At 65.7% G+C, this 24,636-nt stretch carries 2 protein-coding genes; both read left to right on the top strand.

The window, feature by feature from the left end:
* Positions 1-60 precede the first annotated feature (60 nt).
* Complete coding sequence (locus TU79_RS18565) at positions 61-14,094, top strand: non-ribosomal peptide synthase/polyketide synthase (RefSeq protein ID WP_057009353.1); 14,034 nt, start codon at positions 61-63, stop codon at positions 14,092-14,094.
* Positions 14,095-14,097: 3 nt separating this feature from the next.
* Positions 14,098-24,585, top strand: coding sequence for an amino acid adenylation domain-containing protein (locus TU79_RS18560; RefSeq protein ID WP_057009352.1), 10,488 nt, complete (start codon positions 14,098-14,100; stop codon positions 24,583-24,585).
* Positions 24,586-24,636: the final 51 nt, after the last annotated feature.

Raw genomic sequence — 24,636 nt, 5'->3', positions numbered from 1 at the left:
TTCGTTTTATAGGGACGACGTGCCTTTGTGCTTCCTGCCTATTGCTCCGGATCCTTTGAAATGAATGCTGAAGACTCCTTGAAACTTGCTCGCCGGTTTATCGGGTTGCCCCTGGAAAAACGCCAGCTGTTCCTGCAGGCATTGCAGAAGGAAGGGGTGGATTTTTCCCGGTTTCCGATCCCGGCAGGCGTGGAGGCGCAGGACCGCCAGGCGCTGTCCCATGCGCAGCAGCGCATGTGGTTTCTCTGGCAGCTGGACCCGACCAGCGGCGCCTACAACCTGCCCGGTGCGGTGCGGCTCAAGGGCGCGCTGAGTGTGGCCGCCATGGAGCAGGCCTTCGCCAGCCTGATCGCGCGCCACGAAACCCTGCGCACGGTGTTCCAGCGTCAGGCCGACGAGCGCCTGCTGCAGGTCGCCGTCGAGCCGTCGTTGGTGATTGAACAGTCGGACCTCGGCAGCCTGGCGCCCGCCGCGCGCGAACAGGCAATCGCGGCGGCGGCCACCGCACAAGCACTGCTGCCATTCAATCTGGAAACCGGCCCGCTGCTGCGCGTGCAATTGCTCAAGCTCGACGACCGCGAGCATGTCCTGCTGTTGACCCTGCACCACATCGTCTCCGATGGCTGGTCGATGAACGTGCTGATCGACGAGTTCATCCGTTTCTACGACGCCCATGAACGCAACGAGACGCCGCAACTGCCGGCGCTGCCGATCCAGTACAGCGACTACGCCCTGTGGCAGCGCCGCTGGCTGGAGGCCGGAGAGCAGGCCCGTCAGCTCGATTACTGGCAGGCGCGCCTGGGCGATGAACACCCGGTGCTGGAGTTGCCCACCGATCGCCCACGCCCGGCGATGCCGAGTTACCGGGGCACGCGCCACAACTTCGCGATTGATCCCGCGCTGGCCGCCCAACTGCGTCGCTGTGCACAAACACACAACGTCACCCTGTTCATGCTGCTGCTTGGTGCGTTCAATGTGCTGCTGCATCGCTACACGGGCCAGGGCGATATTCGCATCGGCGTGCCGATTGCCAACCGCAATCGCAGCGAGGTCGAAGGGCTGATCGGCTTTTTCGTCAACACCCAGGTGCTGCGCACCGAGCTGACCGGGCAGACGCGCATCGGCGAGTTGCTGCAAGGCATCAAGGAACATGCGCTCGGCGCCCAGGCGCATCAGGAACTGCCGTTCGAGCGCCTGGTGGAAGCGCTCAAGGTGGAGCGCAGCCTCAGCCACACGCCGCTGTTCCAGGTGATGTACAACCACCAGCCGGTGGTGGCCGATATGACGTCGGTGAGCACCGCCTCGGGCCTCGCGCTGTCCGAGGTGGAGTGGCAGGGCCGCACCACCCAGTTCGACCTGAGCCTGGATACCTGGGAAAAGTCCGGCACCCTGCATGCCGCGCTGACCTACGCCAACGACCTGTTCGACGCGTCGACCATCGAGCGCATGGCGCGTCACTGGATCAGCCTGTTGCAGGCCATGTGCAGCGACGGCGAACAGCGTGTCGGCGAGTTGCGGATGCTCGACGAAAGCGAGCAAAAGGTGCTGGTGCAGACCTGGAACCAGACCGCCGAACATTACCCCGGCGAACGCGCCCTGCATCAGTTGATCGCCGAACAGGTGCAACGTACCCCGCACGCACCCGCGCTGGTGTTTGGCGCCAGCACCTTGACCTATAGCGAACTCGACACCCGCGCCAACCAATTGGCCAATGCCCTGTGCGAGCGCGGTGTCGGCCCTGACGTGCTGGTGGGCATCTGCGTCGAGCGCTCCGTCGAAATGGTGGTGGGCCTGCTGGCGATCCTCAAGGCCGGTGGCGCCTACGTGCCGCTGGACCCGGAGTACCCGCGCGAGCGCCTGGCCTACATGATCGAAGACAGCGGCGTCGCGCTGCTGCTCACTCAGGAGGCCCTGCTGACGTTGCTGCCAATGGACGGCCTGCAGGCCATGGTGCTCGACCCTGCGCTGAGCGGGTTCGACGCCTTCAGTCCGCGCGCGCCCCAGGTCGACGTCGATGCGCTGAACCTCGCCTACGTGATCTACACCTCCGGTTCCACCGGCAAGCCCAAGGGCGCCGGCAACAGCCATCGTGCACTGGTCAACCGCTTGTGCTGGATGCAACAGGCCTATCGGCTGGACGCCAGTGACGCCGTCCTGCAGAAAACCCCATTCAGCTTCGACGTCTCGGTGTGGGAATTCTTCTGGCCGCTGATGACCGGCGCACGCCTGGTGGTCGCCGCACCTGGCGAACACCGCGAGCCGGCGCGGCTGATCGAGACCATCGGCCGGCACGCCATTACCACCCTGCATTTCGTACCGTCGATGCTGCAGGCGTTTATTCATGAGCCCGGCGTGCAGGCCTGCGCCAGCCTCAAGCGCATCGTGTGCAGCGGCGAAGCCCTGGCGCTGGATGCGCAGCAGCAGGTGTTCGCCAGGCTGCCGGCGACAGCGTTGTACAACCTGTACGGCCCCACCGAAGCCGCCATCGACGTGACCCACTGGACCTGCGTCGACGAGGGCGCCGACAGCGTGCCCATCGGCCGCCCGATTGCCAACCTCGCCACCTACGTGCTCGACGCGCAGCTCAACCCGGTGCCTGCCGGCGTGTCCGGTGAGCTGTACCTGGGTGGTATCGGCCTGGCGCGCAGCTACCATCGGCGCCCGGCGTTGACGGCCGAGCGTTTTGTGCCCAGCCCGTTCATCACGGGCGAGCGCCTGTACCGCACCGGCGACCGCGTGCGCCAGCGTGTCGATGGCGTGATCGACTACCTCGGTCGCCTCGACCATCAGGTCAAGCTGCGCGGCCTGCGCATCGAGCTGGGCGAAATCGAAACCCGCCTCATGCAGCATCCGCAGGTGCGTGAAGCGGTGGTGCTGGTGCATGGCGGCAAACAACTGGTGGCGTGGCTGGTGCCGGAAGGCGAAGCGCCGACCGCTCTCAACACCTGGCTGCTCGGCAGCCTGCCCGAGTACATGGTGCCCACCCACTTCGTGCACCTGAGCAAGCTGCCGGTGACCGCCAATGGCAAGCTCGACCGCAGGGCGTTGCCTGCGCCGGACGCAGCGCCGCAGCAAGCCTTTGTCCCGGCGCAAAATGCCCTGCAAAAGACCCTGGCGGCGATCTGGGCCGATGTGCTCGGTGTAGAGCAGGTCGGCCTGGACGACAACTTCTTCGAACTGGGCGGCGACTCGATCATCTCCATCCAGGTAGTCAGTCGCGCACGTCAGGCGGGGATTCGTCTCAGCCCGCGCGACCTGTTCCAGTACCAGAACGTGCGCAGCCTGGCGCTGGTGGCAAGTGTCGAGCAGGCCAGCCTGATCGACCAGGGGCCGGTGCAAGGCGAGGTGCGCCTGACCCCGGTGCAGCAGCACTTTTTCGCCCAGGCGATCCCGGCGCGTCATCACTGGAACCAGTCCCTGCTGCTGACCCCACGTGAAACCCTCGCGCCTGCTCGCCTTGAAGCCGCGCTGACGCAGTTGATCAACCATCACGACGCCTTGCGCCTGCGCTTTGTGTCGCAGGCCGACGGCTGGACGCAAAGCCACGCCGCACCGGTGGCCGAAGCGGCGCTGTGGCAGTCCCGTGCCGACAGCGATGCTGAACTGGCCGCGTTGTGCGATGAGGCCCAGCGCAGTCTCGACCTGGCGCAAGGCCCGCTGCTGCGCGCAGCGCTGGTGAACATGGCCGATGGCACTCAGCGTTTGCTGCTGGTGATCCACCACCTGGTGGTGGACGCCGTGTCCTGGCGCATCCTGCTGGAAGACCTGCAACAGGCCTGCCGTGATGCCGCGCTGCCGGCGAAGACCAGCGCCTATCAGCACTGGGCGCAGCATCTGCACGACCACGCGCAAACCCTCAACGCGCAACTGCCGTACTGGCAGGCGCAAACCGTCGACACCGAACTGCCTTGCGACCACCCCGAGGGCGGTCTGCAGAACCGTCTGGGCAGCAGGATCGAAGTGCGCCTTGACGCCGAACACACGCGCCAACTTCTGCAAGACGCCCCGGCGGCCTACCGCACCCAGGTCAACGACCTGTTGCTGACCGCACTGGCGCGCGTCATCAGCCGCTGGAGCGCGCAACCGGCCGCGTTGATTCAACTGGAAGGCCATGGCCGCGAAGACCTGTTCGACAGCCTCGACCTGAGCCGTACGGTCGGCTGGTTCACCAGCCTGTTTGCGCTGCGGCTGGAGGCGGGCGGTGAGTTGTCCGGCGCGATCAAGGCGGTCAAGGAGCAATTGCGTGCCGTGCCCGATAAAGGCATCGGTTACGGCCTGTTGCGCTACCTGGGCACGCCCGACGCTGGCGCTGCCTTGTCGAATCTGGCCGCGCCGCGCATCACCTTCAACTACCTGGGTCAGTTCGATCGCCAGTTCGATGAGTCGGCGCTGTTCGTTCCGGCCACCCAGGGCAGCGGCCAGGCCCAGGACCCCGAGGCGCCGCTGGCCAACTGGTTGACGGTGGAAGGACAGGTGTACGGCGGTGAACTGGCGTTGCAATGGGGCTTCAGTCGCGAGATGTTCGACGCGGCAACCATCCAGCGCCTGGCGGATGAATACGCCGTCGAACTCAAGGCTTTGATCGCCCATTGCTGTGCCACGCCTGCCGGGCAAGTCACGCCGTCGGACTTCCCGCTGGCGCGCCTCACCCAGCAGCAACTGGATGCGCTGCCGGTGCCGGGGCCGGCCATCGCCGACCTGTATCCGTTGTCGCCGATGCAACAGGGCATGCTGTTCCACACCCTCTACGAACCCGAGGCGCAGGCCTACATCAACCAGCTGCGCGTGGATATCGAAGGCCTGGACCTGCTGAAGTTCGGGCGTGCCTGGCAGGCCGCGCTGGACCGTCACGATATCCTGCGCAGCAGCTTCCACTGGCTGGGCCTGGACAGTGCCCATCAACTGATCCAGCGCCAGGTCGACCTGCAGTTGCAGGTGATTGAAGACCCAGGCGCCGACGTCGATGCGCTGGCCGATGCCGAGCGCGAGCAGGGCTTCCAGCTCGACTGTGCGCCGCTGTTCCGTCTGCTGCTGGTGCGCGGCGCCGGGGCTGCCTGGCACCTTGTTTTTACCAGTCACCACATCCTGATGGACGGCTGGAGCAACGCGCAGTTGCTCGGCGAAGTCATCGCCCATTACGCCGGCCACGCCGTGCCCGCGCCGGTGGGGCAGTTCCGCGATTACCTCGGCTGGCTGCAACAGCAGGCATCCGGCGAAGCGTTCTGGAAAACCGCCCTGGCCCCCGTGCAGGCACCGACCCTGCTGGCGGATGCGCTGCGTGCGCCGGTTGACGGCGTGGGCATGGCCGACCATCCAGTGGCGCTGGACAGCGAGTTCAGCGCCGCCCTCGGCACGTTCGCCCGCCAGCATAAAGTGACCCTCAACACCGTGCTGCAAGGCGCCTGGAGCCTGTTGCTGCAACGCTACACCGGCCAGGACTGCGTGGTGTTTGGCGCCACGGTCGCCGGGCGGTCCGCGCCGCTGCCGGGCATCGAGCAGCAACTGGGCCTGTTCATCAACACCCTGCCGATCATCAGCGCCGCCTCGCCGGCCCAGTCGACAGGCGCGTGGCTGGGCGAGTTGCAAGCGCTCAACCTCAGCCTGCGTGACCACGAACAGGTGCCGCTCTACAACATCCAGGGCTGGGCCGGCCAGCAGGGCGCGGCGCTGTTCGACACGCTGCTGGTGTTCGAAAACTTCCCGGTCGCCGAAGCACTCAAGCAGGGCGCCCCTGCCGGCCTGACCTTCGGGGCACTGCACAACCACGAGCGCACCAGCTACCCGCTGACGCTTGGCATCGAACTGGGCGAGCGCCTGCGTCTGGAATTCAGCTATGACCGCACGCGCTTCAGTGCTGCGCAGGTGACGCGATTGAGCGCCAATCTGCAGCATCTGCTGGCGCAAATGATGGCGAATGCCGACAGCTGCCTGGGCAACCTGCAACTGCTGGACGCCAGCGCGCAGCGCGAGGTGCTCGCCCTCAGCCAGCAGCCCGATGCAGCGCCGCGCCCTCTGCGGGTACATGAGCGCATCGCCGCCCAGGCCCTGGCGACGCCGTCCGCCCTGGCGGTGCAGGCGGGCAGCGAGCGCCTGGACTATGCCGCGCTCAATGCGCGGGCCAACCGCCTGGCGCACCGCTTGCTGGCACTGGGCGTGGGTCCGGGGCAACGAGTGGGATTGGCGTCGCGGCGCGGCCCGCAACTGATTGTCAGCCTGCTGGCGGTGCTCAAAAGCGGCGCCGCTTATGTACCGCTGGACCCGAGCTATCCGGCCGACCGTCTGGCCTACATGCTGGCGGACAGTCGCCTGGACCTGTTGCTCAGCGAAACCGGGCTGCTCGCCGAGTTGCCGCTGCCCCCAGGACTGACGCGCCTGGCATTCAGCGGCGGCGGTGAAGAACTGGCCGATTATCCGTCAAGCAATCCGCCCAACCACGCGCAGGCCGCAGACCTCGCCTACGTGATCTACACCTCCGGCTCCACCGGCCAGCCCAAGGGCGTGGCCATCGATCACGCCGCCCTCGGTCAGTTCTGCGACAGCGCCCACAGCTACAGCCAACTGAGCGCAGAAGACCGCGTGCTGCAATTTGCCACGTTCAGCTTCGACGGCTTTGTCGAGCAGTGCTACCCGCCGCTGTGCGCGGGCGCGGCGCTGATCATGCGCGGCGATGAACTGTGGGATGCCGGGCAACTGGCCCGGGAAATCGTCGAGCAGGGCGTGACCCTGGCCGACTTGCCGGCCGCCTACTGGTATTTGCTCGCCACGGAATGTGCCGTGGATCGGCGCTCCCTGGGCAACCTGCGTCAGGTGCACGTGGGCGGTGAAGCCATGGCCGTGGAAGGCGTGCGCGCCTGGCATGCGGCCGGGCTGGGCACGGTGCGCTTGCTCAATACTTACGGGCCGACCGAGGCCACGGTGGTGTCCAGCGTGCATGACTGCCAGTTGGCCGATGCCGGCGACGCGTTTGGCGTGCCCATTGGCCGCGCGATTGCGGGCCGTGCGCTGTATGTGCTCGACAGCGGTTTCGAGCTGCTGGCCACCGACGGCGTCGGCGAGTTGTGCATCGGCGCACACGCCGGCCTGGCCCAGGGCTATTTCGAGCGTGCGGCGCTGACCGCCGAGCGCTTCCTGCCGGACCCGTTTTCCAGTGTCCCCGGCGCGCGACTCTACCGCAGCGGCGACCTGGCCCGTTACACCGAGGCCGGTGCGCTGGAATACGTGGGGCGCATCGACCATCAAGTGAAGATTCGCGGATTCCGTATCGAGATGGGCGAAATCGAGGCCGGCCTGCAAGCCTTGCCGCAGCTGCGTGAGGCGGCCGTGCTGGCCCTGCCGGGCGCGACCGGTGCGCAACTGGTGGCCTACGTCGTGGCGGCCCCGGCCCACAGCCTGGACACCCAGGCGCTGGCGGCGATCCTGCGCCGGTCATTGCCGGACTACATGGTGCCCGCGCAGTGGGTGGTCCTCGACGCCTTGCCGCTCAACATCAACGGCAAGCTGGATCGCCGCGCACTGCCGGCTCCGGACCTGAACCTGACGCGGCAGGCTTACCGTGCCCCGCAAAGCCCGCTGCAACAACAGTTGGCGGTGATCTGGCAGAGGGTGTTGCAGGTTGAGCAGGTGGGCCTTGATGACCACTTTTTCGAGCGCGGCGGCCATTCATTGCTCGCCACCCAGGTGGTCTCGCGGGTGCGCCATGAACTGGCGCTGGAGGTGCCGTTGCGGGCGCTGTTCGAACAGCCGACCCTGGAAGCCTTCGCCCTGGCCTGCGCCGGCGTGCAGGCCGATACGGCGCCGGCGCTGACGGCCATTGGCCGAGACCAACCACTGGCCCTGTCTTTCGCCCAGGAGCGCCAGTGGTTCCTCTGGCAACTGGACCCCACGAGCGCCGCCTACCATGTGCCCACCGCGCTGCACCTGCGCGGCCAACTGGACACGGCGGCCCTGGAGCGCGCCCTGCAGTGCCTGGTTCAACGCCACGAGCCACTGCGCACGACCTTTGTGGAGGAGGGCGAGCGTACCTGGCAGATGATTCACGCGTCCCTCGCCCTGCCGATCGAACGCCAAGCCATCGACGCCCTGGCCATCGAGCAGGCCGTAGCGCAGGAAATCCAGCGTCCCTTCGACCTGCGCAACGGTCCGTTGATGCGGGTGAAACTGCTGGAAATCGACGCCGGGCACCAGGTGCTGGTGATCACCCAGCATCACATCATCTCCGACGGCTGGTCGATGCACGTGATGGTGGACGAACTGGTGGCGCTGTATCAGGGCCACGCGCCACTGCCGGCGTTGCCGATCCAGTACGCCGACTATGCGCAGTGGCAGCGCGACTGGATGGCCGCCGGCGAGCAGCAGCGCCAGCTCGATTACTGGCGCGCCCGGCTGGGCAGCGAGCATTCGCTGCTGGAACTGCCGCTGGACCACCCGCGCCCGGCGGTGCAAAGCCACCGCGGTGCGCGGCGGCAGATTCATCTGGACGCCGCGCTGGTGACCGAACTCAAGGCACTCGCCCAGCGCCAGGACGTGACCCTCTTCATGCTGCTGCTGGCGTCGTTCCAGACCTTGCTGCATCGCTACAGCGGGCAGTCCGAGGTGCGCGTCGGGGTGCCGATTGCCAACCGCAACCGCCTGGAAACCGAGCGCCTGGTCGGCTTTTTCGTCAACACCCAGGTGCTCCAGGCCAACCTGCACGGGCAGATGCCCTTCGACCAGTTGCTCGCTCAGGTCAAGCAACGCGCCCTGCAAGCCCAGGCCCATCAGGACTTGCCGTTCGAGCAGTTGGTGGAAGCGCTGCAACCGGCGCGCAGCCTCAGCCATAACCCGCTGTTCCAGGTGATGTTCAATCATCAGGACACCCTGCGCACCGCCCCGCTGCAAGTGGCCGGGCTGGACCTGCAACCGGTGGACTGGGCGGCGCACACCACCCAGTTTGACCTGAACCTTGAAACCGAAGAGTCCGCCGATGGCCTGTGGGCTTCGCTGACCTACGCCACCGACCTGTTCCTGCCCGCGACCGTGGAGCGCATGGCCGAGCACTGGCACACCCTGCTGCATGCGGTGGTGCGCGATGCGTCCCAGGCCCTGGATGAGCTGACCCTGCTCAGCGCGCCGCAGTGCCGGCAAATGCTCGAAGACTGGAACCGCACGCAGGTCGACTACCCGCGCGAGCGCTGCGTGCATCAGCTGTTCGAGGCGCACGCGCTGGCGCAGCCGGAGGCGAGCGCCGTGCAATTCAACGGCGACGCCTTGAGCTACGGCGAACTCAATCGCCGCGCCAACGGCCTGGCCCATCGCCTGGTCGCGGCGGGCGTGGGCCCTGACGTGCTGGTGGCCGTGCATGTCGAGCGCTCGCTTGCGATGGTGGTCGGCCTGCTGGCGGTGCTCAAGGCCGGTGGCGCCTATGTGCCGCTGGACCCGCAATTCCCCGCTGACCGTCTGGCGTTCATGCTCGACGACAGCCGCGCCCGGGTGCTGTTGACCCAGCCGCAGCTGGTCGGGCGCCTGACGCTGCCCGACGGTGTGCAGGTGCTGACGATTGACTCCGCCGAGACTGCCGAGCACAACCCGCAGGTCGAGGTGGCGCCGCAGCACCTGGCCTACGTGATCTACACCTCCGGTTCCACCGGCAAGCCCAAGGGCGTGATGGTGCCGCATCAGGCGCTGTGCAGTTTTGCCAGCGGCATGGCCGCTACCCTGGAGATCGGACGCGAGGCACGGATGCTGTCGCTGACCACCTTCTCGTTCGACATCTTTGCCCTGGAGCTGTACGTGCCGTTGACGGTCGGTGCGACGGTGCTGTTGAGCGGACAGGAAATGGCGCTTGACCCCGAAGCGATCATCGACCTGGCCCGCGATCAGGCCGCCACCGTGCTGCAAGCCACACCGTCCAGCTGGCGCATGCTGCTGGAAAGCCCGCGCGCCCAATGGTTGAGCGGCATCAAGCGCCTGTGCGGCGGTGAAGCGCTGCCGGCCGACCTGGCCCAGCGCATGCTCGATCTGCAAGGCCCGGTGTGGAACCTCTATGGCCCCACCGAAACCACCATCTGGTCGGCGGCCCATCGCCTGACCACCGCGCAGCCTTTTGTCGGCAGGCCGGTGGCCAATACCACGTTGTTCATCCTCAACGCAGGGCTGACGCCAAGCCCGGTCGGTGCGGCAGGCGAACTGCTGATCGGCGGCGTCGGCCTGGCGCGCGGTTACCACGCGCGGCCGGCACTCACGGCCGAGCGTTTTGTGCCCAACCCCTACGGTGCGCCGGGCGAGCGCCTGTACCGCACCGGCGACCTGGCGCGCTACCGCGCCGATGGGGTGGTGGCGTATATCGGTCGGGTCGACCACCAGGTGAAAGTGCGCGGGTTCCGTATCGAGCTGGGCGAAATCGAAGCCTGCCTGCGCAAGCTTGCCGGTGTGCGCGAGGCGGTGGTGCTGGCCGATAATGATCGCCTGATCGCGTATCTGGTGACCGCCGAACCGCAACCCCAGGCGTCCTATAAAGCCGCCCTGCGTGAACACTTGCCGGACTACATGGTGCCCGCGCAGGTGATGTTTCTCGACAGCCTGCCGCTGACCCCCAACGGCAAACTCGACCGCAAGGCATTGCCCAAGGTTGACGCCGCGCTGCCGAGCAAAGGCCACGTGCCGCCGGTCAGCGTGCGCGAGCAGCAAGTCGCGGCAATCTGGGCCGACGTATTGGGTGTGCCGCAGGTCGGCCTCGACGATCACTTCTTCGAGCTGGGCGGCCATTCGTTACTGGCCACACGCGTGGTGTCCCGCGTGCGCCAGGCGCTGGCGCTGGAAGTGCCGCTCAAGCGCCTGTTCGAACAACCGTTGCTGGGTGATTTCGTGCGGGCACTGGGCGAGGAGGCGGTGGTTGCACCGCCGCTGGTGGCGGTTGACCGCAGCCAGCCGTTGCCATTGTCCTACGCCCAGGAACGCCAGTGGTTCCTCTGGCAACTGGACCCCGAAAGCGCCGCGTACCACATCCCCAGCGCCCTGCGTTTGCGTGGCCCGCTGGACCTGGCCGCGCTGCAACGCAGTGTCGACACCTTGCTGGCGCGCCATGAAAGCCTGCGCACGCACGTGCGCCAGGAGGGTGGCGCGACGGTGCAGGTCATCGAGGCATCGGGGCTGATCGAAGTCGAGGTGAGCGACAGCGATGAAGCCCGCTTGAAAGCCGACATTGCGCAGATCATCGGGCAGCCGTTCGATCTGCTGCGCGGGCCCGTACTGCGCGTCCGTCTGCTGCGTCTGGCGGCCCACGAGCATGTGCTGGTGCTGGTGCAGCACCACATCGTCTCCGATGGCTGGTCGATGCAATTGATGGTCGAGGAACTGGTGCAGATGTACGCCGCGTTCAGCCACGGCCGCATGCCGGCGTTGCCGGCACTGCCAATCCAGTACGCCGACTACGCCGTGTGGCAACGCAACTGGATGCAGGCCGGTGAGAAGGCGCGTCAATTGGCGTACTGGCGCGAGCAGTTGGGCGGCCCGCAACCGGTGCTGGAGTTGCCGTTCGACTACCTGCGCCCGGCCGTGCAAAGCCACCGTGGCGCACGCCTGGGCATCGAGTTGCCGGCGCCGCTGTTGGCTGATTTACGCCGCCTGGCCCAGCGCTGTGAAGTGACCTTGCCGATGCTGCTGCTGGCGTCTTATCAGGCCTTGCTGCACCGCTACAGCGGCCAGGAAGACGTGCGCGTCGGCGTGCCGATTGCCAACCGCAATCGCCTGGAAACCGAAGGGCTGATCGGCTTTTTCGTCAACACCCAGGTACTCAAGGCCGATATCCACGGGCAGATGAGCGTCGAGCAGTTGTTGCAGCAAACCCGCCAGCGCGCGCTGGAGGCCCAGGCTCATCAGGACCTGCCGTTCGAGCAACTGGTGGAGGCTTTGCAGCCCGAGCGCAGCCTGAGTCTGAGCCCGCTGTTCCAAGTGTTGTTCAACCATCGTCAGACCTCCGTCGACAGCCATTTGCAACGCCTGGACGAGTTGAATATCGAGGTGTTGAGCTGGGACGAAGACATTGCCCAGTTTGATCTGGCGCTGGACGTGGAGGAAAGCCACCACGCGTTGCGTGCGTCCCTGAATTACGCCACCGACCTGTTCGCGCCGGCGACCATCGAGCGCATGGCCGGCCACTGGCAGAACCTGTTGCGGGCGATGGTCGCCGATCGGCAGCAGAATATCGGTGCGCTCAACCTGCTGGATGCGGATGAGCAACGGCATATTCTTCAGCTATGGGATCGAACCGACTCCGGCTTCGCGGCTGAGCGGCTGGTGCATGAACTGTTCGCCGACCGCGCCCGCGAAACCCCGCAGGCGGTGGCGGTAAAGTTCGCCGCGCAAACCCTGACCTACGGCGAACTCGACAGCCAGGCCAATCGCCTGGCCCATGCCTTGATCGCCCAGGGCGTCGGCCCGGAAGTGCGGGTGGCGATTGCCATGCCGCGCAGTGCCGAGATCATGGTGGCGTTCCTCGCGGTGATGAAGGCCGGCGGCGTGTATGTGCCGCTGGATATCGAGTACCCGCGTGATCGCTTGCTGTACATGCTGCAGGACAGCCGCGCACAGCTGCTGCTGACGCATACCTGCGCGTTGCAGCAACTGCCGATTCCGCAAGGGCTCGCGACGCTGGCCATCGACCGCACCGAGGACTGGGCCGGTTACAGCGGCACGCCACCGGTTGTCGCGCTGCATGGCGACAACCTCGCCTACGTGATCTACACCTCGGGTTCCACCGGCATGCCCAAGGGCGTCGCGGTGTCCCACGGCCCGTTGGTGGCGCATATCATCGCCACTGGCGAGCGCTACGAAACCGGCCCGGCCGATTGCGAACTGCACTTCATGTCGTTTGCCTTCGACGGCTCCCATGAGGGCTGGATGCACCCGCTGATCAACGGCGCCAGCGTGCTGATCCGCGACGACAGCCTGTGGTTGCCTGAATACACCTATCAGCAAATGCATCGCCACAACGTGACCATGGCTGTGTTCCCGCCGGTGTACCTGCAACAACTGGCCGAACACGCCGAACGCGACGGCAACCCACCGGCGGTGCGGGTTTATTGCTTTGGCGGTGATGCCGTGGCGCAGGCCAGTTATGACCTGGCCTGGCGCGCGCTCAAGCCTACCTATCTGTTCAACGGTTACGGCCCCACCGAAACCGTGGTCACACCGCTGCTGTGGAAAGCGCGCCAGGGCGACCCGTGCGGCGCCGTGTACGCCCCCATCGGCACCTTGCTCGGCAACCGCAGCGGCTATGTGCTGGATGCGCAGTTGAACCTGCAACCCATCGGCGTGGCCGGTGAGTTGTACCTGGGCGGGGAGGGCGTGGCCCGTGGTTACCTGGAGCGCCCGGCATTGACCGCCGAACGCTTTGTGCCGGACCCGTTCGGCAAGCCGGGCAGTCGCGTCTATCGCAGCGGCGACCTGACCCGTGGGCGTCCCGATGGCGTGGTGGACTACCTCGGTCGTGTCGACCACCAGGTGAAAGTCCGCGGTTTCCGTATCGAACTGGGCGAAATCGAAGCGTGCCTGCGCGAGCAGGACAACGTCGGTGAAACCGTGGTGGTCGCCCAGGACGGCCCGACCGGCAAGCAACTGGTGGCCTACGTAGTGGCGGCAGAGGCTGTGGCCGACCAGGCCGAGTGGCGCGACACCCTGCGCCGCGCCCTGAAGATGCGCCTGCCGGATTACATGGTGCCGGCGCACCTGGTGTTCCTGGCGCAGATGCCGCTGACCCCCAACGGCAAGCTCGACCGCAAGGCCCTGCCGGTGCCGGACGCCAGCCAGATGCAACAGCGCTACGTGGCGCCGGTCAGCGAACTGGAACAGCAGATCGCCGCCATCTGGGCTGACATTTTGCACCTGCCGCAGGTGGGCCTGAACGACAACTTCTTTGAAGTGGGTGGGCATTCCCTGCTGGCGATCCAGATCACCTCGCGGGTCCAGGCTGAACTGGGCCTGGAGGTGCCGTTGATGGAGCTGTTCCAGACCGAATCGCTGCAGGCCTACGTGCAGGCCGCAGCCACCTTGCGCGCCGGTAGCGTGGAAGATTTTGATGACCTTCGTGACTTTTTGAGCGAACTAGAGGCGATTTGACCCATGCTTTCCAACCCTAATATCGACCTGGTTTCGCGCTTTCTTCGCCTGCCGCTGGAACAGCGCCAGCAGTTCTACCAACGTCTGCACAGCCGTGGCATGAGCTTCGCGCAATTGCCGATTGCCTCGATCCGCGAGGACGGCCACAGCCTGCCGTTGTCCTTCGCTCAGGAACGCCAGTGGTTTCTCTGGCAGCTCGACCCCCACAGCGCCGCCTACCATATTCCCGGCGCCCTGCGCCTGCACGGGCAACTGGACCTGGCGGCGTTGCAGCGCAGTTTCGACACGCTGCTGGCCCGTCACGACAGCCTGCGCACGCAACTGGTCGAAGACGGTGAGCAACTGTGGCAACACGTGCTGCCCGAGGCGCGGGTCGAGATCCGCCAGGCGCGTGTCGACGAGTCGCAACTGATGGCGCAGGTGCAAGCGCAGGTGGCCCTGCCGTTCGATCTGCACCAGGCGCCGCTGTTGCGCGTGAGCCTGCTGCAACTGGCCGAGGATGAACATGTGCTGGTGATGGTGCAGCACCACATCGTGTCCGATGGCTGGTCGATGCAACTGATGGTGGAAGAACTCGTGCACCTGTACGCCGCTTACAGTCAGGGGCACACGCCGCAACTGCCCGAGCTGCCGATCCAGTACGCCGACTACGCCCTGTGGCAGCGTCGCTGGATGGAAGCCGGGGAAAAGGCGCGCCAGTTGGCCTATTGGCAGAACCTGCTGGCAGGCGAGCAGCCGGTGCTGGAGCTGCCATTGGACCGTCCACGGCCGGCGCAGCAAAGCCATCGCGGGGCCAGCTTGCAGGTGCATTTGCCGACGACGCTGGTCGCCGGCCTCAAGCGGCTGGCGCAGCAGGAGGGCGTTACGCCATTCATGTTGTTGCTCGCTTCCTTCCAGACCCTGTTGTATCGCTACAGCGGGCAGTCGGATATCCGCGTCGGGGTGCCGGTGGCCAACCGCAACCGCCTTGAAACCGAACGATTGATTGGGTTCTTCGTCAACACCCAGGTGCTCAAGGCCGACCTCGACGGCCAGATGACGTTTGCGCAACTGCTGCAGCAGACCAAGACGCGCGCGCTGGAGGCCCAGGCCCATCAGGACCTGCCGTTCGAGCAACTGGTGGTGGCGTTACAGCCCGAGCGCAGCCTGAGTCAGAACCCGCTGTTTCAGGTGATGTTCAACCACCAGACCGACGCTCAGGGCGGGCAGGAAACCCGGCAGCTGCCGGGCCTGCGTGTGGTGGAGTTGGACTGGGACAGCCAGACCACCCATTTCGACCTGAGCCTGGACACCCACGAATCGGCCGACGGGCTGTGGGCGGCATTCACCTACGCCACCGATCTGTTCGACGACACGACCATCGAACGCTTGGCGCAACACTGGCAGCACCTGTTGCAGGCGGTGGTCGAGGCCCCGCGCAGCGTGCTTGCCCAATTGCCTATGCTGGGCGAGGCGCAGCAGCGCGTGATGCTTGAGGACTGGAATGCCCCGGCTGGCGGCGTTGCCGTGCAGGCGGTGCACCGGTTGTTCGAAGCCCAGGCCGAGCGCCAGCCTGAACGCCAGGCCCTTGCCCTGGATGACCAGGCGCTGAGTTACGGAGAATTGAACCAGCAGGCCAACCGCCTGGCCCACGTGCTGATGGCCCGGGGCGTCGGCCCGCAGGGGCTGGTGGGCATTGCCGTGGAGCGCTCCTTTGCGATGGTGGTGAGCCTGCTGGCGGTGCTCAAGACCGGCGCGGCCTACGTGCCTTTGGACCCCGAGTATCCACGTGAACGCCTGCTGCACATGCTGGAGGACAGCGGTGTGAGCCTCGTGCTGACCCAGTCCGGCCTGCTTGAGCGGCTGCCGCTGCCCGAGCGGGTAACTGCCGTGGACATCGACCTGATCCAGGCGCAGTTGGCATTGAATTGCGCTGACAACCCGGCCACCGATGTCGAGCCGCAGAGCCTGGCCTATGTGATCTACACCTCCGGCTCCACCGGCAAACCCAAGGGCGTTGCCATCAGCCATGGGGCCTTGAGCGAATTCGCCGGCATCGCCGCCGATTACTCACGGCTGGTGCCGCAGGATCGCGTGTTGCAGTTCGCCACGCTGAACTTCGACGGTTTTGTCGAACAGCTTTACCCGGCGCTGACCCTCGGTGCCACCGTGGTCTTGCGTGGCCCGCAGTTGTGGGATGGCGCGCAGTTGTACCGGCAGATCATCGAGCAGGGCATCACCCTGGCCGACTTGCCCACGGCCTATTGGAAACTGTTCCTGCAGGATTGCCTGCAAGCGGGCGCCCGCTCTTATGGTGCGTTGCGCCAGATCCATATCGGCGGTGAGGCCATGCCGCTCGATGGCCCGCAGCTGTGGCAACGGGCGGGGCTGGGCCATGTGCGCCTGCTCAATACCTACGGGCCCACCGAAGCCACGGTGGTCTCGAGTGTGCTGGACTGCACCGACCCCGGCGTCATCAACGGTGTGACCGCCAGCCCCATTGGCCGCGCGTTGCCCGGGCGCGGGCTGTACGTGCTCGACCGCGACCTCAACCTGCTGCCTCCCGGCGCCGTGGGCGAACTCTACATTGCCGGCGCCCTGGGCCTGGCCAGTGCCTATCTGAAGCGGCCGGCTCTGACGGCCGAGCGCTTTGTCGCCAACCCGTTCAGCGATGCTGGCGCGCGCCTTTACCGCACCGGCGACCTGGCGCGCTACCGCGCCGACGGGATTGTCGAGTATGTCGGGCGGGTCGACCATCAGGTGAAGGTGCGCGGTTTTCGCATCGAGCTGGGTGAGATCGAAACCCTGCTGCTGGCCCAACAGAGCGTGCGCGAAGCGTTGCTGCTGGCGGCTGACAATCAACTGCTGGCCTATCTGGTGCCCGCGCAGCCGCTGGACGAAGCCGCGCGCAGCGAGGCCGGCGCGGCGCTGATGGCAACGTTGCGCGAACACCTGCCCGATTACATGGTGCCGGCGCACCTGATCTTCCTCGACCGCATGCCGCTCAACCCCAACGGCAAGCTGGACCGCCAGGCGTTGCCCAAACCCGACGCGAGCGCGGTGCAACCGGACTGGCTGGAGCCGGTCACGCCGCTGCAGCAGCAGGTGGCGGCGATCTGGGCCGCTATTCTCGGCGCCGAGCGTGTGGGCCTGAACCAGCACTTCTTCGAGCTGGGCGGGCATTCGCTGCTTGCGATGCAAGTGGTGTCGCGGATTCGCCACACCCTCGGCCTGGAAGTGCCGCTCAAGGCGCTGTTCGAACACCCTCGGCTGGACGCGTTTGTCGCCGCCTTGCACACCCCGGACACTGCGCTCTCCACGGCGCCGCCGTTGCTGCCGGCAGGGCGCGAGCAGCCCTTGCCGCTGTCCTACGCGCAGGAGCGCCAGTGGTTTCTGTGGCAATTGGAGCCGTCAAGCGCGGCGTACCATATCCCCAGCGCCTTGCGCCTGAAAGGGCAGTTGGACACGGCGGCCTTGCAACGCAGTTTCGACACCCTGCTGGCCCGCCACGAAAGCCTGCGCACGCGCTTGCGCCAGGACCCGGACCGCACGGTTCAAGTGATCGAGCCTCACCTGGCGCTGCCGATCACGCTGGCCGAGGTCGACGAAACCCGACTCCAGGCGCGCGTCGAAGCGCTGATCGCCGAGCCCTTCGACCTGCAGCAAGGCCCGTTGCTGCGTGTGGCGTTGCTGCGCCTGGCCGCCGATGAGCATGTGCTGGTGCTGGTGCAGCATCACATCGTCTCCGATGGCTGGTCGATGCAACTGATGGTCGAGGAACTGGTGCAGCTCTATGCCGCTTACAGCCAGGGCGAGGACGTGCAGTTACCGGCGTTGCCGATCCAGTACGCCGACTATGCGCTGTGGCAGCGCAACTGGATGGAGGCGGGCGAGAAGGAGCGTCAGCTGGCCTACTGGCGCGAGATGCTCGGCGGCGAGCACAGCGTGCTGGAGTTGCCGTTCGACCGTCCACGCCCGGCGGTGCAAAGCCATCAAGGCGCGCGGCTGGCGTTCGAGCTGGCGCCCGAACTGAGCGAGGGCCTCAAGGCCCTGGCCCGGCAGCAGGGCGTGACCCTGTTCATGCTGCTGTTGGCGTCCTTCCAGACCTTGCTGCATCGCTACAGTGGCCAGGAAGAAATCCGCGTCGGCGTGCCGATTGCCAACCGCAACCGCAGCGAGACCGAGCGCCTGATCGGCTTCTTCGTCAACACCCAGGTGCTCAAGGCTGACCTTCACGGGCAGATGAGCGTCGAGCAACTGGTGCAGCAGACCCACCAGCGTGCGCTGGAGGCCCAGGCCCATCAGGACCTGCCGTTCGAACAACTGGTGGAGGCGTTGCAACCGGAACGCAGCCTGAGCCATAACCCGCTGTTCCAGGTGATGTTCAACCACCAAACCGACGTCGGCCAGGCCCAGGTCCAGCAGCAACTGCCGACGCTGTTGGTGGAAGGCCTCGCGTGGGAAAGCAAGACCGCGCATTTCGATCTGGACCTGGATATCCAGGAATCCGCCGAAGGCATCTGGGCCACCCTCGGCTATGCCACGGACCTGTTCGACGCCGGCACCGTGCACCGCATGGCCCGGCACTGGCAGAACGTGCTGCGGGGCATGGTCGCCAACCCGCGGCAAGCCCTCGGCCAGTTGAACCTGCTGGACGCTGCTGAACAGCGGCAGATCCTTGAACTGTGGGACCGCAGCGCCGCCGGCTTTTCGTCCCGGCGTCTGGTGCACCAACTGGTCGCCGACCGTGCGCAGGAAACACCCCATGCGGTGGCGGTGAAGTTCGGCGACGAACAGCTTACCTATGGCGAACTCGACCGCCGCGCCAATCGCCTGGCCCAGGCGCTGATCGCCCGTGGGGTCGGCCCGGAAGTGCGGGTGGCGATTGCCATGCCGCGTAGCGCCGAGATCATGGTGGCGTTCCTCGCGGTGATGAAGGCCGGCGGCGCGTATGTGCCGCTGGACATCGAATACCCGCGTGATCGTCTGCTGTACATGCTGCAGGACAGCCGTTCGCGGTTGCTGCTGACGCACTCGGCGGTGCAGCAGCGCCTGCCGATTCCCGAAGGGCTGCAAGCCCTGGCGGTGGACCAGTTGCACGTCTGGTCCGACGACAACCTCACCGCACCGGATGTCGCACTGCACGGCGACAACCTGGCCTACGTGATCTACACCTCCGGCTCCACCGGCATGCCCAAGGGCGTGGCGGTGGCGCACGGCCCGCTGGTGGCGCACATCATCGCCACCGGCGAGCGCTATGAAACCGGCCCGGCCGACTGCGAACTGCACTTCATGTCGTTCGCCTTCGACGGCTCCCACGAGGGCTGGATGCACCCGCTGATCAATGGTGCCAGCGTGCTGATCCGTGACGACAGCCTGTGGTTGCCTGAATACACCTATCAGCAAATGCATCGCCACAACGTGACCATGGCGGTGTTCCCGCCGGTGTACCTGCAACAGCTGGCCGAGCATGCCGAACGCGACGGCAATCCACCGGCCGTGCGGGTCTACTGCTTCGGCGGCGATGCCGTGGCCCAGGCCAGTTACGACCTGGCCTGGCGCGCGCTGAAACCCACCTACCTGTTCAACGGTTACGGCCCCACCGAAACCGTGGTCACCCCCTTGCTGTGGAAAGCGCGCCGGGGCGATCCGTGCGGCGCCGTGTACGCACCCATCGGCACGCTGCTGGGCAACCGCAGCGGCTACGTGCTGGACGCGCAACTCAACCTGCAACCCATCGGCGTGGCCGGTGAGTTGTACCTGGGCGGCGAGGGCGTGGCGCGCGGTTACCTGGAGCGCCCGGCCCTCACCGCCGAACGCTTTGTGCCGGACCCGTTCGGCCAGCCCGGCAGTCGCGTCTATCGCAGCGGCGACCTGACCCGGGGCCGCCCGGACGGGGTGGTGGACTACCTGGGCCGGGTTGACCATCAGGTTAAAATCCGTGGTTTCCGTATCGAACTGGGCGAAATCGAAGCGCGTCTGCGTGAGCAGCCCAGTGTCGGCGAAACCGTGGTGGTGGCCCAGGAAGGCCCGACCGGCAAGCAACTGGTGGCGTACGTGGTACCGCTGGACACGGCGCTGCTCACGGACGCCATCGCCCAATCGAGCGCGCGCGAAGCCTTGCGCAGCGCCCTGAAAACCCGCTTGCCCGACTACATGGTGCCCACCCACCTGATGTTCCTCGAGCGCATGCCGCTGACCCCCAACGGCAAGCTCGACCGCAAGGGCCTGCCCGTGCCGGATGTGAGTCTGATGCAGCAGGTGTATGTGGCGCCGCAGAGTGAGCTGGAGCGGCAGGTGGCGGCCATCTGGGCCGAGGTGCTGGGCGTGGAGCAAGTCGGCCTGGCCGATCATTTCTTCGAGTCCGGTGGCCACTCGCTGCTGGCGATGCAGGTGATCTCGCGCCTGCGTCATTTGCTGTGTACAGAGGTGCCCCTCAGAACCCTGTTTGAGCAACCGCGCCTGCAGGGATTTGTCGAGGCGTTGAGCGACCCGCAAGCATCGTTGGCGAGCGCGCCGCCGATCCTGCCGGTCAGCCGTCAACAGCCGTTGGCGCTCTCGTATGCCCAGGAACGGCAATGGTTCCTCTGGCAATTGGACCCGCACAGTGCCGCCTACCACCTGCCCAGCACATTGCGCCTGCGTGGCTGGCTGGACCCGCTGGCGTTGCAGCGCAGCTTCGCAACACTGGTGGCCCGGCATGAAAGCCTGCGCACTCAGGTTTATCAGGACGCAGGCCGTGCCGTGCAAGTGGTGCGTGAAGTGGGCGCAGTGGACATTGTGCAGGCGCGGGCCACTGAAGCTGATTTGCAACGTCTGGTCGAGGCCGAGATTGCGCGACCGTTCGACCTGCAACAGGGGCCGTTGCTGCGCGTGACGTTATTGCGCCTGGCCGAAGACGACCATGTATTGGTGCTGGTGCAACATCACATCGTGTCCGATGGCTGGTCGATGCAAGTGATGGTGGATGAGCTGGTGCAGTTATACGCCGCTTACTGCCAGGGCGAGGATCTGCAACTGCCGGCGTTGCCGATTCAGTACGCCGACTATGCGCAGTGGCAGCGTGACTGGATGGCCGCCGGTGAGCGTGATCGCCAACTGGGTTACTGGCAGGCGTTGCTGGGTGGCGAACAGCCAGTTCTGGAGCTACCGATTGATCGGCCGCGCCCCGCGGTACAGAGCTTCCGTGGCGCCAGCCTGGAGATCAACCTTGACCCGGCGTTGGTGGCAGGGCTCAAGGCCCTGGCCCAGCGCGAAAACGTCACGCTGTTCATCGTCTTGCTCGCCTCGTTTCAGAGCTTGCTGCACCGTTACAGCGGCCAACAGGACATTCGTGTCGGCGTGCCGATCGCCAATCGAAATCGAGTTGAGACCGAGCGTCTGGTGGGTTTTTTCGTCAATACGCAGGTGCTCAAGGGCGACATCGATGCCCAACTGACGGTCACCCAATTGTTGCAGCAGGCCAAGCGCCGGGCGCTGGATGCGCAGAGCCATCAGGACCTGCCGTTCGAACAACTGGTGGAGGCGCTGCAGCCTGAACGCAGCCTGAGCCATAACCCGCTGTTCCAGGTGATGTTCAATCACCAGAGCCAGGCGCGGCTGGCCAGCACTGGTCAGCAACTGCCGGACCTGACCATTGAAGGGCTGGATTGGGGGACACAGACCGCGCAATTCGACCTGAGCCTCGACACCCAGGAAACCGGCGATGGGCTGGGCGCGACCCTGACCTACGCCACCGACCTGTTCGACGCCGCCACGCCCAAGCGCATGGCGCGTCATTGGCAGAACCTGTTGCAGGCCATGCTGGGTGATCCAAACCAGCGGGTCAGTCAGTTGACGCTGCTGGAGTCCGTGGAAGAGCGGGTGATGATCGAACAATGGAACGACACGGCGCAGGATTATCCGTTGCAGCACAGCGTGCAGCAGTTGATCGAAGCGCAGGTCAGCCGTACACCGGATGCCCAGGCTTTGGTGTTTGCCGAAGCGTCGCTGAGCTATGCGCAGATGAATGCTCGCGCCAACCGTCTGGCGCATCGTCTGATACAGCAGGGTGTCGGGCCGGACGTGCTGGTGGGTGTGGCGATGGAGCGTTCCATCGAAATGGTGGTGGCGCTTCTGGCCGTGCTCAAGGCCGGTGGCGCTTATGTGCCGCTTGACCCTGACTACCCGCGCGACCGCCTGGCCTACATGCTGGAGGACAGCCAGGTGCATCTGCTGTTGACCCAGGCGCACCTGATGCAGGCCCTGCCGATCAGTGATCCCGAGCACTGCCTGCTGGTGGAGCAGGGTGATCGCTGGCTGAGCGGTTATGCCGAAACCAATCCTGACGTGGCCGTGGAGGCTGAAAACCTTGCCTACGTCATTTACACCTCTGGCTCCACTGGCCAGCCGAAGGGCGCGGGCAACCGCCACTGCGCGCTGACCAACCGTTTGCTGTGGATGCAGCAGGCGTACGCGCTCGACGCCGACGATACGGTGCTGCAAAAGACACCGTTCAGCTTCGACGTTTCGGTATGGGAGTTTTTCTGGCCCTTGATGACCGGCGCTCGACTGGTGGTCGCCGCCCCTGGCGATCATCGCGACCCGTCACGCCTGGTGGAGCTGATCAATCGGCAACAGGTGACCACCCTGCATTTCGTGCCTTCGATGCTGCAGGCATTCCTCCAGGATCCGCAGGCCGCCCGTTGCCAGGGTTTGCAGCGCATCATCTGCAGTGGCGAAGCGTTGCCTGTGGACGCCCAGCAGCAGGTGTTCGCCAAACTGCCGAACGCCGGCCTGTTCAACCTGTATGGTCCGACGGAGGCTGCCATCGATGTGACCCATTGGACATGCGTGGATGAGCAGCGCGACAGCGTGCCGATTGGCCGGCCAATCGCCAATCTGCGCACGCATGTGCTGGATGCGCAGTTGCAGCCGGTCGCCGCCGGTGTCGCCGGCGAGTTATACCTGGGCGGGGTCGGGCTGGCGCGCAGTTATCATCGGCGCCCTGGCCTTACCGCCGAACGCTTCGTGCCATGCCCGTTCCAGCCAGGCGAGCGGTTGTACCGTACGGGCGACCGGGTGCGCCAGCGCATGGATGGCGTGATCGAGTACATCGGGCGTCTTGACCATCAGGTAAAACTGCGCGGTTTGCGCATCGAGCTGGGTGAGATTGAAGCACGCCTGCTCGAGCATCCACAGGTGCGCGAGGCTTCGGTGCAGGTCCATGAAGGAAAGTACCTGGTGGGCTATCTGGTGCTGCAGGACTCGACCCAAGCGTGGCGTGATGCCTTGGGCGCTCACTTGCTGGCGCATCTGCCGGACTACATGGTGCCTGCGCAATGGGTGCTGCTGGAGCGGATGCCGCTGAGCCCCAATGGCAAGCTGGACCGCAAGGCCTTGCCTGCGCCGGACGCCAGTGTGCATGAGCGACGTTTCGTGGCGGCGCGCAATCCGCTTGAGCAAACGCTGGCGGCGCTGTGGCGCGAGGTTCTGGAGGTTGAGCAGGTCGGCATCGAAGACAATTTCTTTGAGTCGGGCGGTCATTCGTTGTTGGTGTTGATGCTCAAGGAGCGCATTCGCAAGGCGCTCGGCGTGGAGTTGTCGGTGAGTCAGTTGATGCTCAACCCGACGGTCGCAGGGCAGGCGGCATGCCTTGAGGGAAGTGCCGGGCGGTCGTTGATCGTGAGGCTCAACAGCCAGACTCAGGGTACACCGCTGTACCTGTTCCATCCCAGCTACGGTTCGGTGCATTGCTACAAGGCGATTGCCCTTGCCTTGCGTGAGCAACGGCCGGTGATGGGGGTGATGTGTCGTGCCTTGGCCGAGGAGGGCAGCGAGGTGCCTGCCTGGGCGGTGATGGTTGAGGATTACACGGCGCAATTGTTGAAGGCCCAGCCCGAGGGCCCATTCCGCCTGGCCGGTTGGTCCCTGGGGGGCAACCTGGCGATGGAGGTTGCCTATGGCCTGGAGCAGGCGGGACGGCAAGTGGACTGTGTCGGTTGGATCGACGCCTCGCCGCCGCAGTGGGTCAAGCCGTTCTGGGAGACAGCGGTCATGGTCGACGAGCGGGAATTTTCTGCGAATGATCGGCGCGTGGAGTTGCTGGAGGTGATGTTTCCCGAGTCATCGCGGCACATTCATGCCCAATGGTCAGCACTGCAACGGGCAGGCGCCGAGGAAGGCGAGCAGTGGGCCGAATTCAGCCGCTGGGCAGAGCAGACCCTGGGTGAGCGCTTCCGTGAACTCAAGGATGAGTTGCTCAGTGGGCACGAGGCGCAGATTTCCTGGGACGTTGACCGCATTCTCGGCCAGCGCCTGCACGATGCCGACTTCAAGGCAATCAAGGCACCGATCAGTTGCTGGTGGGCGGCCTTGAGCCGTACCGGGGTGCATCGCCAGTTGATTGAGGCAAGCATGCTGGACGTCACCGGGCAATCAGCGATAGAACGCTCGGTGCTGATCGAGACCAGCCATGATCGGTTGATCGATAACGCCGAGTTCGTTCGCAGCTTCGCCGCCGCGATGGCCTGATGTTGCAGGGGGGCCTGACTCCGTCCAGTTAAGCGCAGATTCCCTGTGGTG

This window comes from Pseudomonas trivialis, from assembly GCF_001439805.1.
Classification (GTDB): Bacteria; Pseudomonadota; Gammaproteobacteria; order Pseudomonadales; family Pseudomonadaceae; genus Aquipseudomonas; species Aquipseudomonas trivialis.
Note: the sequence above shows the minus strand (reverse complement) of the source record. Positions and strands in the feature narration are given on the sequence as shown.

Coding starts and splice junctions, on each gene's coding strand:
- TU79_RS18565 (WP_057009353.1), top strand. CDS start 61: ATGAATGCTGAAGACTCCTTGAAACTTGCTCGCCGGTTTATCGGGTTG.
- TU79_RS18560 (WP_057009352.1), top strand. CDS start 14,098: ATGCTTTCCAACCCTAATATCGACCTGGTTTCGCGCTTTCTTCGCCTG.